The organism is Streptomyces sp. JL2001 (assembly GCF_050917515.1).
Taxonomy (GTDB): Bacteria; Actinomycetota; Actinomycetes; order Streptomycetales; family Streptomycetaceae; genus Streptomyces.
The window spans coordinates 5,901,626-5,914,618 of sequence record NZ_CP169421.1 but is presented as its reverse complement, the minus strand read 5'-3'; the positions used below and the strand labels follow the sequence as shown (position 1 = coordinate 5,914,618).

Below are 12,993 nucleotides of genomic sequence, written 5' to 3'. Positions count from 1 at the left end.
GGCCGCTGGGGGCCTGTCCGTATTGACGGGAACGCCGCGCACTGGGGAGTACTCCCCTCCGCGCCGAGAAGACTACCCGAAACACCAAGGGAAGGTAAAGGTAAGGGTAAAGAGCCGCCAAAAGGCCAGGTCAGTGCCACCCCTGGCGACGTGCCTCGGCGACCTGGGCCAGCACCTGACGGAGCACGTCGCTGCCCACCGGGATCCGCGGCGGTTCGTAGGTCCAGGCGTGCCCGACCCACGGGTCGGCCAGGTGGTCGTCGGCGACGGGGGTCACCCGCAGCAGCGAACGCCACAGCGGATCCAGCAGCGGCCCGTACGCCGAGGCGTCCTCGCGGTCCGCGACCATCAGCAGGTGGACGCCGACCCGCGGGCCCTCGTCCGCCAGGTAGCGCAGCTGGGTGACGGCCCGGTCGTCGAAACCGTGCGGGAAGTCGTGGACGATCAGCAGCTGCTCGGCGGTGTCCATGCCGGGCGGCAGCGCGTCGGCGGCGCCGGCCCGCACCGCCATCTGGACCAGGTCGACGCGCTCGGTGAGCTGCGCCAGGACGGCGGAGACTCCGGCCGCGCCGGCGGCCGGCGGGGCGGCCAGGACGCCCGACTCCACGAGCGGCGCCAGGGACGCGGAGCCCGAGCCCGCCGCGTCGAGGACGTGGACCGTGAAGTCGCCGGCGGGATAGACGGCGAGCAGCCGGGCCGCGTGCGCCACGGCGGCGTCCAGGGCGAGCCGGCGCAGCTCGGCCTCGTCGAGGAGCGCGGAGGCCTCGGACCGCCCGCGCCCGCTGTCCACCCACAGCCCGCGCTCCAGCGGGAGGCGGATCAGCATGGGGATGTGCAGATCGGTCCGCTCGGGAAGGTGGAGGTCGCCCAGGCGCAGGGCCATCGGGGTCTCCATGGGGACGCGGTAGCCCTGCCAGACGGGGCTGTCCCAGCGGGCGAAGGCCGCGGGCAGCGCGGGTTCGACGACCTCGGACTCGGCGACGAGCTGGGCGAGGTCGCGGTCCAGGGCCTCCTGGGCCCGTGCGGTGAGCTCGTCGTGCTTGGCCCGGGCCTCGGTACGGGCGGCGTCTCCGGTGCCGCCGATGCGGCTGCGCGGGTCGGAGAGGACGCGGTCCAGCTCCTGGTCGAGACGGGACTCGGCGAAGTCGCAGGCGCTGCGGTACGCGGCGGTGGTGCGGGCCAGATCCTCGAACATGCCCCAGACCTGGTTGTACAGCCGCTCGTCCATGGACCAGCCGGCGGCGTCCCCGGCGACGGGGACGGGCGGGGACTGCTGCGGCTCCGCGCGGGGCGCGGGCTGCGGCGGGGACTGCGGGGCGGCGGCGCGGCGGCGCGGATGCGCGTAGTCGATCGGGCCGCCCTGGCCGGAGGGCGTGCCGCCGGCCGGTCCGGGCGAGGGTGCCGGCGCGGGCGGCGGTGTCACGGGCACGGTCGGGGCCGTGTCCGCCGCGGTCGCCGGGGCGGAGTGGCGCACCCGCTCCGCGTCGGGGACGCGCGGGGGCGGAGATGCCACCGACCGCGCCATGCCCCGCACGACGGCTTCCAGGATGGCGGCGGCCAGTTCGGCGGGGTTCTCCAGTCCCTGGTCGCCGAGCATGGCCGCCAGGCCGCCCTCGTACCCCTGGCCCACGGCACGGACCTTCCAGGCGCCCTGGCGGCGGTACAGCTCCAGGGCCACGACGGCGGACTCGCTGTCGAGGCCGGTGATCGTGTAGCTCGCGATCTCCGTGCCGTCGAGGGCGGTCACGGCGACGAAGGGCGCCGCGGCGGCGCCGAAGCGGGAGGGGCCGCCGGCACCGACGGGCAGCGCGAGGAGGACCGAGACACGGTGGACGGAGTCCGGGAGCGCCTCCAGGTCGACGGCCAGGCGGTGGTCGGCCGCGGCCTGCTGGGAGACCTCGATCCCCGGCAGGGACGGCGAGCCGGGGTGGGCGATCCATTCGACGCCGGCGACCCTCCCCCGCTCGTCGCCGAGGGTGGTTCCGGCGACGACGGGATGGCCGGCCGACACCCGGATCTCCAGTCGGGTGTCGGGCAGGGGGTGGTTCTGCCCCCGGACCAGCTCGGCCGTCATCGGCTCTGTCCCCTCGGATGCTGCGATCGCTCGGATCGTGTCGTGATCGTCTCGGTCATGCGGGACAGCTCCCGGCGGCCGACTGCCTCCGGGAGCTGTGGGATGCGCGGGCGGGAGCGCCTACAGGTGCGGCAGGATCGCCGGCATCAGGTCCTGGAAGGTCCGGCCGTTGGCCGGGTTGCCCAGGGCGGTCATCTGCCAGCCGGAGCCGGCCCGGTGCACCTTCGCCATGATCTGCGCGGTGTACTGGCCGCCGCCGTCCAGGGTGTAGCGGGCCAGCTCCTGGCCGTTGGTCTCGTCGACGATCCGGCAGAAGGCGTTCTGCACCTCCTGGAACGTCTGGCCGGTGAAGGAGTTCACCGTGAAGACGATCTGGTCGATGTGGACCGGGACGCGCTGGAGGTCGACGAGGATGGACTCGTCGTCGCCGCCCTGGCCCGCGCCGCCGACCAGGTTGTCACCGGTGTGACGCACGGAGCCGTCGTCGCTGACCAGGTGACGGAAGAAGACCACGTCCACCGGCTGCTTGTCGGCGAAGAGCACCGCCGACGCGTCCAGGTCGATCTCCCGGGTGCGCGAGCCGAACAGCCCGCGCCGGGGCGCCGCCTGCCATCCGAGGCCCATCCGCACCGCGGTCAGGGCGCCCCCGCCCTGCTTCTCCAGGCTGATGGCCTGACCCTTGGTCATGTTGACCGTCACGCTCGTCCCCTCTCGTTGTGCGATCCCCGCGGCAGTCCATGCCGAACGTGCGGTTGTGCAGCACCCTACGCAGTGTCACCGACACCGCAGCAGGCGCGGTCCGGTTTTGTGTCGGTCTTGCAACACACCGGACGGGCCCCGGAGCCCGGCCGCTCAGGCCAGGCCCGCCTCCTTCATCTGGCGCAACTCCTTCTTCAGCTCGCCCACCTCGTCCCGCAGCCGCGCGGCCACCTCGAACTGGAGCTCCGCCGCCGCGGCGCGCATCCGGTCGGTCATCTCCTCGATGATCGCGGCCAGTTCGCTGGCGGGCCGGTCGCCGAGTTCGACCGTGGAGCCGGCCTTGGCGGCCTTGCCCCGGCCCTTCGTGCCGTGCGCGGCCAGCGCGGGCACGGGCGCCTTGGCGTCCTTCCCCTGGCGGTAGCCGGTGCCGAGGAGCTCCTCGGTGTCGACCTCCTCGCGCGCGATCGTGGCGACGATGTCGTTGATCTTCTTGCGCAGCGGCTGGGGGTCGATGCCGTGGGCGGTGTTGTAGGCGTTCTGCTTCTCGCGGCGCCGGTTGGTCTCGTCGATGGCCTTCTCCATCGCGGGCGTGATCTTGTCCGCGTACATGTGGACCTGTCCGGAGACGTTGCGCGCGGCGCGGCCGATGGTCTGGATCAGCGAGGTGCCCGAGCGCAGGAAGCCCTGCTTGTCGGCGTCGAGGATGGCGACGAGGGAGACCTCGGGGAGGTCGAGGCCCTCGCGCAGCAGGTTGATGCCGACCAGGACGTCGTACTCGCCGGCCCGCAGCTCGCGCAGCAGCTCGATGCGGCGCAGGGTGTCGACGTCGCTGTGGAGGTAGCGGACCTGGATGCCCAGCTCCAGGAAGTAGTCGGTGAGGTCCTCGGCCATCTTCTTGGTGAGGGTGGTGACGAGGACCCGCTCGTCCTTCTCGGTGCGCAGCCGGATCTCGTGGACCAGGTCGTCGATCTGGCCCTCGGTGGGCTTGACGACGACCTCGGGGTCGACCAGGCCGGTGGGGCGGATGATCTGCTCGACGAAGCCGTCTCCGCGGGACAGCTCGTACGTCCCGGGGGTGGCGGAGAGATAGACAGTCTGGCCGATCCGCTCCTGGAACTCCTCCCACTTCAGCGGGCGGTTGTCGAGCGCCGAGGGGAGCCGGAAGCCGTGGTCGACCAGGGTCCGCTTGCGCGAGGCGTCGCCCTCGTACATGGCACCGATCTGCGGCACGGTGACGTGCGACTCGTCGATGACGAGCAGGAAGTCCTCGGGGAAGTAGTCGAGGAGGGTGTTCGGGGCGGAGCCGGGCTCGCGGCCGTCGAAGTGCATCGAGTAGTTCTCGATGCCGGAGCAGGAGCCGATCTGGCGCATCATCTCGATGTCGTACGTGGTGCGCATGCGCAGCCGCTGCGACTCCAGCATCTTGCCCTGCTTGTCGAGCTCGGCGAGGCGGCTCTCGAGCTCGCGCTCGATGCCGTCGACGGCGCGCTCCATGCGCTCGGGGCCGGCGACGTAGTGGCTGGCGGGGAAGACGTACAGCTCGCGGTCCTCGCTGATGACCTCGCCGGTGAGCGGGTGCAGCGTGGAGAGCGCCTCGATCTCGTCGCCGAACATCTCGATGCGGACGGCGAGCTCCTCGTAGACCGGGAAGATCTCGATGGTGTCGCCGCGGACCCGGAAGGTGCCGCGGGTGAACGCCAGGTCGTTGCGCGCGTACTGGATGTCGACGAAGCGGCGGAGCAGCTGGTCGCGGTCGAACTCCTCGCCGACCTTGAGCGGGACCATCCGGTCCACGTACTCCTGCGGCGTGCCGAGGCCGTAGATGCAGGAGACGGAGGCCACCACCACGACGTCCCGGCGGGTGAGCAGGGAGTTCGTCGCGGAGTGGCGCAGCCGCTCGACCTCCTCGTTGATCGAGGAGTCCTTCTCGATGTAGGTGTCCGACTGCGGGACGTAGGCCTCGGGCTGGTAGTAGTCGTAGTACGAGACGAAGTACTCGACGGCGTTGTTCGGCAGGAGCTCGCGGAACTCGTTCGCCAGCTGGGCCGCCAGGGTCTTGTTCGGGGCCATGACCAGCGTGGGGCGCTGCAGCTTCTCGATCATCCACGCGGTGGTCGCCGACTTGCCGGTGCCGGTGGCGCCGAGCAGCACGACGTCCTTCTCGCCGGCGCGGATGCGCCGCTCGAGGTCGGCGATGGCCGTCGGCTGGTCGCCGCTGGGCTGGAAGGGGCTGACGACCTCGAAGGGCGCCACCGAACGTTCGATCTTGGAAACGGGCCGCATGCACCCACCGTACGACCCCCCACCGACAGTCGGGCGGTGAACGGCCCGGCGGATGGCTGCGGCCCCGGCCTCACCAGTCCTGGGAGCGGTGCGCGCCCCGGGGGACGCCCTTGCGCGCGGCCCGTCCCGAGGCCGGGCGGGCCGACCAGTTGGCGGGCTCCCCGTACGCGGAGGGGCGGCGCGGCGCGGGCACGCCGGCCCGCACGGCCCTGGGGGAGGCGGGCTTCTGCCAGTCCGGGTCGCCCATGACGAGCAGCGGGTCGAACATGACGACGACGGCGGCCAGCAGCAGGAAGACCGCCGGGCCGATCAGCATCGGGAGGAGGAGGGAGGTGGCGGAGTCGCCGCCGCTCGCGAGGGCGCCGTCGCCGTGCAGGTGGACGTTGACCGCCGCCATGGCGGTGTAGTGCATACCAGTGACGGCGAGTCCCATCACCATGCTCGCGCCGAGGCTGGCCAGAAATCCGTGTACCGAGACGGCGGCCCAGAGGGCCGCGGTGGCCGCCACGACGGCGATCGCGACGGAGAGCGCCACGGTGACCGTGTCGTACTCGATGCGGCCCTGGAGCCGCATGCCCGCCATGCCGAGGTAGTGCATGGTCGCGACCCCGAGACCGGTGATGGTGCCGCCGGTGACCAGGGTGAGCGTCGTCGCGCCGCGGTAGCCCACGATGAAGATGCCGACGCCGACCATCAGGACGGCGACGCCCAGGCTGGCGAAGGTGAGCGGCCGGTCGTAGGTGATCGGGGCCTGCCGGACGGAGAAGCCGATCATGCCGATGAAGTGCATGGTCCAGATGCCGGTGCCGATCGAGGTGGCGCCGAGCGCCAGCCAGCCGGCTTTGAAGGTGTCACGGTTGCGGAGCGATCTGGTGGTGCAGCGCAGTCCCAGGGCGCCGCCGAGGCAGGCCATGAGAAAGGCCGCCACCGGCGTGACGACGCCGTGACTGAATCCGTCGACCGTGCCCTGCATGAGCGTGTGACCTCCACCCGTGGTGCAACGTCGTCCGAAAACAGTCGGTACCGCTGAGTAGTGCTACCGGGGCGAGATTATGGCGCGCCGGGAGCCGCGCGACCATGTGGTCCGGGAAAAGGCCCGGGGGGAGATCGGGGCGATGCCCCGCCGCGATGTCGGTGCCGGGTCGTACGGTGATCGGTATGGACAGCGAGACGACCCCGCCGCGGGGGTCCGCGGAACGGCTGGAGTGGGCGGTCGTGGACAGCGCCATCGGCCCGCTGCTGCTGGCGGCGACCTCCCGTGGCCTGGTGAGCGTGGTATTCCACGCCGCGGAGGGGGTGCGCGAGCGGACCCTGGACCGGATCGCCGGCCGGCTCGGCGCGGATCCGGTGCACGACGCGTCGGGGCTCCTCGCCGAGCCCGTACGGCAGCTCGCGGACTACTTCGACGGCGGGCTGCGCGAGTTCGGCGTCGCCCTGGACTGGTCGCTGACGGCCGGGTTCAACCGGGTGGTGCTGCGCGAGCTGGCGATCGGGGTGCCGTACGGGACGGTGGTGGGGTACGGGGAGCTGGCGAAGCGGGTCGGCGAGCCGCGCGCCGCGCAGGCGGTCGGGGTGGCGATGGGCTCCAATCCGCTCCCGATCGTCGTGCCGTGCCACCGGGTGGTGGAGAGCGACGGCGGGCTCGGCGGCTTCGGGGGCGGTCTGGAGACGAAGCGGAGGCTGCTGGAGCTGGAGGGCGTCCTGCCGCAGCCGCTGTTCTGAACGCGGCCCCCGGCGGCCGGCCGCGCCGCTCCCGGAGATGTGAGCAAGGAGGCGTTCCCACGGGGTGGGACGGCTGGCACACTGCCGTAAGTGACCAACACCCCCGACGCCCCTGACGCCCTGCTTTCGGCGGAGATACCCCCTCCCGTCGCGGCGCCCGAGCTGCCCGCGCTCCGGCGGCGGATCCAGGCCGTACTGATCACCAGCCAGATCCTCGGCGGGCTCGGCATCGCCATCGGGGTCGCCCTGGCCGCCGTGCTGGCCAAGGACGTCAGCGGCACCGAGGCGCTGTCGGGGCTGGCCTCGACGGCCACCGTGGCCGGCCCGGCCCTGCTCGCGATGCCGCTGGCCGCCCTGATGTCCACCCGGGGGCGGCGTGCGGGACTCGTGCTCGCCTATCTGGTGGGGGCGCTCGGCGCCTGCGTGGTGGTCCTCGGCGCGGTCGTCGGCAGCTTCCCCCTCCTCCTGCTGGGTCTGGTCGGCTTCGGGGCCGGCTCCTCGGCCAACCTCGCGGCCCGCTTCGCGGCCGCCGACCTCGCCGAGCCGGAGCGCCGGGCGCGGGCCATCTCGACCGTGGTCTGGGCGACCACGATCGGGGCGGTCCTCGGCCCGAACATCGCCGCGCCGGCCGGGCGGAGCGTGGCCGGGCTCGGCATCCCGGCGACGGCCGGGCCCTTCGTCTGGGCGGCCGGCGTGTTCCTGCTCGCCGCGGCGCTGATGGCGGTGCTGCTGCGCCCCGACCCCCTCCTGACCGCCCGCGCGCTGGCCGGTCCCGCGGACCGGGAGGAGGCCGACGGGCGCTCCCTGCGGGCGGGCATGCGCGCGGTCCGGGAGTCCTCGCGGGCCCGGCTGGCCCTGGTCACCGTGGCCGCCTCGCACACGGCGATGGTCTCGATCATGTCGATGACGCCGGTGGCACTGAGCCATCACGGCGCCGGGATCGAGCTGATCGGCCTGGTCATCAGCGGCCACATCGCGGGCATGTACGCCTTCTCGCCGGTGATGGGATGGCTGTCGGACCGGCTGGGCCGGCTGTCGGTGATCGGCTTGGCGGTCGGGCTCCTGTCGGTGGCGGCGCTGCTGGCCGGCACGGCTGGGCCGAGCCACGGGCGGACCGCCGTGGGCCTGTTCGTGCTGGGCCTGGGCTGGTCGGCGGGGCTCGTGTCGGGCTCCGCGCTCCTGACGGACTCGGTGCCGCAGGCCGCCCGCGCGGCGGTCCAGGGCCTGTCCGACTTCACCATGAACACCGCGGCGGGCATCGGCGGGCTGATGGCGGGACTGATCGTGGCCGAGGCGGGCTACGGCTGGCTGAACGTGGTGGGCGCCTGTCTGCTGCTGCCGATGGCCGCGCTGGCCGTCCGGGGCGCGGTCCGCCGCGCCTGATCCGGCGGGCCGCGCCGCCGCGGCCGGCGTGCCCCGTGCGCCCGTCAGCGTGGCACCACGGGTGACGAGGCGCCGGACACCAGTGGGCGGGCCCGACCCGACCCGTCGGCCGGGACCGTCCACAGAGCGCCCTCGTGGCCGTACGCCAGGGTGCGGTCGTCGGTCCAGGCGGCCTGGTCGTCGATGCTGCGGTCATCGGCGACCGGGTGCTCGCGCATGGTCCGGAGATCGAGGACGTACAGGCGCCAGGGCGCCTTCGGATCGTCCGAGACCTTCTTCTTGAAGGCGACCCTGGTGCCGTCGGGCGACAGCGACGGGCACTCGGCGTTCTCCCGCACGGCCCGCGCCGACCAGGCCCGGAGGTCGCCCTCGACCAGGTGGGTACGGCCGTCCGTCGCGACGGTGGCGTAGAAGCGGTTGTCGTCGCGGGCGAAGGTGACGCCCCAGTAGTTGACGTCGGGCGCGTGGTACCGCCGGCCGCCGAGCGTGAGCGGGATCTGCTCCATGTTCTTGACCAGGTATCCGGTGCGCAGGTCGAGGATCGAGGTCCGGGTCGAGAAGGCGGAGGTCGCGTAGGAGTCGCCGGTGGCGAACATGGTCCAGGACAGCACCTGTCCCGAGGCCGACACGCGGGCCCGGCTGGGGATGCCCGGGAGCGCGATCCGCCGCAGTTCGCGCAGGTTCCGGTCGAGCACGAGGGCGTACGAGCGCGGCGGTACGCCCGGGCGCCGCAGGAGGCAGAGGGCGGTGGGCCCGGCGGCGTGGAAGCGGTCGCACACCGGGCCGCCGGCCACCCGCCCGTCCGGGGCAGCGGGGTCCCGGCGGGCGACGCGGCCGGTCGCCGTGTCGCGGAAGTACAGGCGTCCGGCCGGGTCTTCGAGGGTGAAGCCGGGGGCCGCCGCGGTCGAGGTCCGGCCGGCCGTCGCGTGCCCGGCCGCGCGGAGGGTGTAGGCGGTGGCGCCGCCGGCGAGCAGGACGACGGCCAGGACGAGGAGCAGGAGACGGGTCCGGGCGGGACGGCCGGTGCCGGTCATGAAGGGGACCTTTCGGGAGGCGGCGGGGCGGGCAGCAGACGCAGGGCGCAGCAGAGGGCCGCCGCGAGCCCCGCGCAGGCCAGCAGGAGCGCGGCCCGGGGGCCCCACGCCGTCCAGGCGGCCCCGAAGCCGGCCGCCGCGACGAGCCGGGCCAGGGCCTGGACGGTCTGGACGAGTGCGAGTCCTCCCGCCCGGCGCCCGGCCGGCAGGAGCGGGCCGGTCAGCGCCATCAGGACCCCGTCGGTGGCGGCGTAGAAGATCCCGAGGAGCGCGAGGACGAGCCCGAGGAGGAGGGGGCCGGGGCCGGGGGCGAGGAGCGCCGCGTACGCGAGGAGCAGGGCCCCGTGCCCGTACAGGAAGGGGCGGCGGCGTCCGATCCGGTCGGCGACCCGGCCGGCCGGGACGGCGAGCAGCAGGTAGCAGGCCGCCGCGCCGAGCGGCAGGAAGGGGAACCACGTGACGGCCAGGTCGAGCCGCCGCTGGAGCAGCAGGTAGACGAACGCGTCGCCGACGGTGGCCGCCCCGAGGAGCGCGGTGCAGACGACGATCCGGCGGTAGGCCGGTGTGCGCAGCGGCGCGAACGGGGCGCGGGGCGCCCGCCGTCGGGGCGGTACGGGGGCTGCCGGCGCCGGAGGGGCGGTGGGGGCGTTCGGCACGAGCACCACCAGGAGCAGCACGCCGGCGACCCCGGTGCAGAAGCTGACGACGAACACCGCGTCGTAGGCGTCGGCCGTCGCCCAGAGCAGGGCGAACGCGGCGAGCGGTCCGAGCAGGGCGCCGGTGGTGTCCATCGCCCGGTGGACGCCGAAGGCGCGGCCGAGGCCGTCCGGCGGGCTGCTGAGGGTGATCAGCGCGTCCCGGGGTGCGGTGCGGATGCCCTTGCCGAGCCGGTCGGCGGCGAGCGACGCCGCGATCGGGCCGGCCGCGCCGCCCGCGAGGAGCAGTCCGAGCCGGGAGCAGGCGGACAGCGCGTACCCGATCCCCGCGACGCGTTTGTGGCGGCCGCCGCGGTCGGCCGCGTGGCCGCCGAGGAGCCGTACGAGCGCGGTGGCGCCGTTGAGGAGGCCGTCCAGGAAGCCGAACTGGAGCGGGGAGAGGCCGAGTCCGAGGACGAGGTAGAGCGGCAGCACGGCGGTCACCATCTCCGAGGAGACGTCGGTGACCAGGCTGACCGCGCCCAGCGCGAAAACGGTGCCGGAGACGCGCCGCCGGACCCCTTGGTGGGGCGGCGGCGCGTCCGGGCGACCGGTGGTCGCGAGGTACATCAGTGGCAGGTGTAGGTCGGGCCGGAGTCCTTGACCTGGCCGTCGGTGCCGACGTACTGCCAGGTGTACGTCGTGTCGGTGAGGTCGAGCTTCAGCACGCCGTAGGGGCCGCTGATCCGCTTCTGGCTGTTGGGCTGGACGGTCTCGATCGGGTAGGGCTCCGCTCCGCCGGTCCCGCCGACGATCTCGACGATGCCCGCGGCCGTCGCCCGCCCGGACGGGTCCTGCGGGGCGAACCGCTCGTAGTGGTGGTCGTGGCCGTTGAGGACGAGGTCGGCCCCGGCGCCGTAGAGGATCTGCCAGACGGGCTTGGAGACGGGGTCGTTGCCGTGACCGCCCGAGGAGTACAGCGGGTGGTGGAAGTAGGCGGCGACGCAGCCCTTGGTGGTGCGGGCGAGGTCGTCCTTGAGCCACTGGAGCTGGGCCGCGTCGTCGAAGGAGTTGGAGTCGAGGGCGACGAAGTGCCAGTTGCCCTCGTCGAAGCTGTAGTACGGCTTGCCCTGGGGGTAGGCGATCGCGCCGAAGTAGGACTTGTAGCCGGCGAGCGGTCCGGCGGGGTCGTACGTCTCGTGGTTGCCGGGCACCGGCCGGGTCCTGGCCTTGAAGGCGCCCCAGGTCTTGTCGTAGTAGGCGCGGAAGTCGGAGAGCAGGGCGTCGTCGTACTGGTTGTCGCCCATCGTCAGATAGAACTTCGGGTCGATGCGCTGCGCCAGGGCCGCGGTCTTCGGGTGGGCGCAGGAGCTGCTGGAGGCGGTGCACTGGGCGGCGATGTCACCCGCGGCCACCACGGTGAAGGCGCCTCCCGGGGGCGGGGTGCCGCCGTCGGTGGTGCCGTACACCTCCAGTTCGTAGAGGGAGTAGCCGTACGGGGTGCCGCGGGCGGTGCCGTGGACGCGCAGGTACCGGCCCTTGCCGCTGAGCGCGGTCCAGTCGTCGGTGCCGCCGTTCCCGGCGGTCTCGGTGGCGAGGCGCGTCCATGCCGCGCCGTCGGCCGAGACCTCGATCCGGTACGCCTTGGCGTACGCGGCCTCCCAGGTCAGGCGGACCCGGGAGACGGTCGCGGTGGTGCCGAGGTCGACGCGGATCCACTGCGGGTCGGAGCCCTCGGCGCTGGCCCAGCGGGTGGCCGGGTCGCCGTCGACGGCGTTCGCGGGGCCGAGGGTGGAGTCCTCCACGGAGGAGGACGTGACGGGCTTGCCGCGGGAGAGGAGGGGGTCGGCGGCCGCCCCTGCGCGGCCGGGCGCGGCGAGCAGCAGACCGCCGACCAGCAGCAGGACGGCGGTGAGCACGAGGGTCGGGGTGAGGTGGGTGTGGCGTGGTGGGGCGGAGGCGTTCAGGCGCATACCTGGGCTCCCTGGCCTGGGGACGGCGAGAGCTGGACACCGGTGCGGAGCGCCGCGCCCCGGTCGGGGGCCGTCCCGCGGATCGGGCCGCAGGCGCGCGGCGGGATCGACGGGACGCCGCCCGGGGCGGGGGACGGCGCACGGCGGCCGGGTCAGAGCTCTCACTGAGCGCGTCACACCCCTCGGGAGGGGCGCCGCGCCGAGCCGCTGTCCGGCAGCGTATCCGATAGGAAACCTTCCTACCAGACCCTCAACTCGCGCTGCCCGCCTGGGTGATGTGGTACGCCTTGCGCAGCGTCTCGTGGACGGTCCAGGTGGTCCGGTCGCCCTCGCGCAGCACGCAGGCGTCGCCGGGGCCGACCTCCAGCGTGGCGCCGCCCTCGACCGCGACGGTGGCGCGCCCGCTCACGACCACGAACAGCTCGTCGGCCTCGGTGTCGGTCACCACGCCAGGGGTGATCTGCCAGATGCCGCGCACCTGCGTGCCGTCGGCCGACTCCCACAGGACCTTGCCGGTCACCTCGGGGTTCCCGGAGACGATCTGGGCGGGGTCGAGGGGCTCCGGCTCCAGCTCGGCGTCGGGAATGTGGACGGCGAAGGAGGGCTGGTCGTGTGTCGTCATGGCCGGTGACTGTAGCGGGGGCGCCGGCCCTCCCCCCGCCCGGGACCGGCTGAATGAGCGACTCCACTTCGGCTCCGACCAGGCGACTTCCCGGAACCGGGCGGAGACGACGAAATCCGAAGGGGCCCTGAGGGGTGGAGCCGGGCGGGTCGCCGGCACCCTCCGGACGACACCCCCGGACGGGCGGACAGGGTCCGCCACCGGCGGCGCCGGGGCACGCGGGCCCGTGCCGCCGGCGCCCCACCACCCGCACCGGCCGGCGGGGCGGGCCGCCCGGGAAGGGGGTCGATCGGGGCACCCCGGCACTGATTCCGAAGCCGCCTCGGAATATTCGATTCCGGTCGCACGACCCCCCATACGGCGACATCCGCACCCCCGGTCGGCGTACATCCGGTCGTGGCCGGTGCCCGGATCGTCGTAGAAGTGACGAGTGGACACCTCGGCACCTCCGGCCCCGGAATCACTCATACGCATCCTCCGCCCACCGAGGTGGAATCACGCCGCATGGCGGAAAACCGGGCCGGCGCGACACGTCGCCGGCAGACGTCCCCGCTGGTCGGGGGCGGCG

Annotated in this window: 10 protein-coding genes; 2 read left to right on the top strand and 8 right to left on the bottom strand. The window is 73.6% G+C overall.

Annotated elements, in window-relative coordinates; translation table 11 throughout:
- Positions 1 to 130: 130 nt before the first annotated feature.
- The 4 genes from ACE1OA_RS26370 to ACE1OA_RS26355 all read right to left on the bottom strand — a co-directional run bounded on the left by ACE1OA_RS26370 (position 131) and on the right by ACE1OA_RS26355 (position 6,029).
- Positions 131 to 2,074: a TerD family protein gene (locus ACE1OA_RS26370; RefSeq protein ID WP_432753492.1), complete on the bottom strand. Its 1,944-nt coding sequence runs from the start codon at positions 2,072 to 2,074 to the stop codon at positions 131 to 133.
- A 120-nt stretch (positions 2,075 to 2,194) separates the two neighbouring features.
- The gene (locus ACE1OA_RS26365) at positions 2,195 to 2,773 is read right to left on the bottom strand and encodes a TerD family protein (protein WP_147977498.1); all 579 of its coding nucleotides are present in this window, start codon (positions 2,771 to 2,773) and stop codon (positions 2,195 to 2,197) included.
- Positions 2,774 to 2,926: 153 nt separating this feature from the next.
- A complete protein-coding gene (gene uvrB, locus ACE1OA_RS26360; RefSeq protein ID WP_356608025.1) occupies positions 2,927 to 5,056 on the bottom strand; it encodes an excinuclease ABC subunit UvrB in 2,130 nt (709 codons plus the stop codon).
- A gap of 70 nt (positions 5,057 to 5,126) precedes the next feature.
- Entirely contained in the window at positions 5,127 to 6,029 is a 903-nt protein-coding gene (locus ACE1OA_RS26355; RefSeq protein WP_356608027.1) for an MHYT domain-containing protein, read from the bottom strand.
- 185 nt (positions 6,030 to 6,214) lie between these two features.
- Between ACE1OA_RS26355 and ACE1OA_RS26350 the strand changes: the two genes are divergently transcribed.
- Entirely contained in the window at positions 6,215 to 6,778 is a 564-nt protein-coding gene (locus ACE1OA_RS26350; protein WP_432753491.1) for a methylated-DNA--[protein]-cysteine S-methyltransferase, read from the top strand.
- A 90-nt stretch (positions 6,779 to 6,868) separates the two neighbouring features.
- Entirely contained in the window at positions 6,869 to 8,161 is a 1,293-nt protein-coding gene (locus ACE1OA_RS26345; protein WP_386545611.1) for an MFS transporter, read from the top strand.
- Between the two features lie 44 nt (positions 8,162 to 8,205).
- Here ACE1OA_RS26345 and ACE1OA_RS26340 read toward each other — a convergent pair whose 3' ends face one another.
- From ACE1OA_RS26340 to ACE1OA_RS26325, 4 genes are all read right to left on the bottom strand, one after another.
- Positions 8,206 to 9,195, bottom strand: coding sequence for a TolB family protein (locus ACE1OA_RS26340; RefSeq protein WP_432753490.1), 990 nt, complete (start codon positions 9,193 to 9,195; stop codon positions 8,206 to 8,208).
- Entirely contained in the window at positions 9,192 to 10,460 is a 1,269-nt protein-coding gene (locus ACE1OA_RS26335; protein WP_432753489.1) for an MFS transporter, read from the bottom strand. Before ACE1OA_RS26335 ends, ACE1OA_RS26340 begins: the two co-directional genes overlap by 4 nt.
- Positions 10,460 to 11,803, bottom strand: coding sequence for a discoidin domain-containing protein (locus tag ACE1OA_RS26330; protein WP_356778780.1), 1,344 nt, complete (start codon positions 11,801 to 11,803; stop codon positions 10,460 to 10,462). Before ACE1OA_RS26330 ends, ACE1OA_RS26335 begins: the two co-directional genes overlap by 1 nt.
- Before the next feature lie 250 nt (positions 11,804 to 12,053).
- Positions 12,054 to 12,425 (bottom strand): cupin domain-containing protein, encoded by a 372-nt coding sequence (locus ACE1OA_RS26325; protein ID WP_356608037.1) that lies wholly within the window; start codon positions 12,423 to 12,425, stop codon positions 12,054 to 12,056.
- Between the last annotated feature and the right edge of the window lie 568 nt (positions 12,426 to 12,993).

Excerpts from the sequence above, each read along its gene's own strand:
- ACE1OA_RS26370 (WP_432753492.1), bottom strand. The coding sequence starts at position 2,074 with ATGACGGCCGAGCTGGTCCGGGGGCAGAACCACCCCCTGCCCGACACC.
- uvrB (WP_356608025.1), bottom strand. The coding sequence starts at position 5,056 with ATGCGGCCCGTTTCCAAGATCGAACGTTCGGTGGCGCCCTTCGAGGTC.
- ACE1OA_RS26355 (WP_356608027.1), bottom strand. The coding sequence starts at position 6,029 with ATGCAGGGCACGGTCGACGGATTCAGTCACGGCGTCGTCACGCCGGTG.
- ACE1OA_RS26350 (WP_432753491.1), top strand. The coding sequence starts at position 6,215 with ATGGACAGCGAGACGACCCCGCCGCGGGGGTCCGCGGAACGGCTGGAG.
- ACE1OA_RS26340 (WP_432753490.1), bottom strand. The coding sequence starts at position 9,195 with ATGACCGGCACCGGCCGTCCCGCCCGGACCCGTCTCCTGCTCCTCGTC.
- ACE1OA_RS26335 (WP_432753489.1), bottom strand. The coding sequence starts at position 10,460 with ATGTACCTCGCGACCACCGGTCGCCCGGACGCGCCGCCGCCCCACCAA.
- ACE1OA_RS26330 (WP_356778780.1), bottom strand. The coding sequence starts at position 11,803 with ATGCGCCTGAACGCCTCCGCCCCACCACGCCACACCCACCTCACCCCG.
- ACE1OA_RS26325 (WP_356608037.1), bottom strand. The coding sequence starts at position 12,425 with ATGACGACACACGACCAGCCCTCCTTCGCCGTCCACATTCCCGACGCC.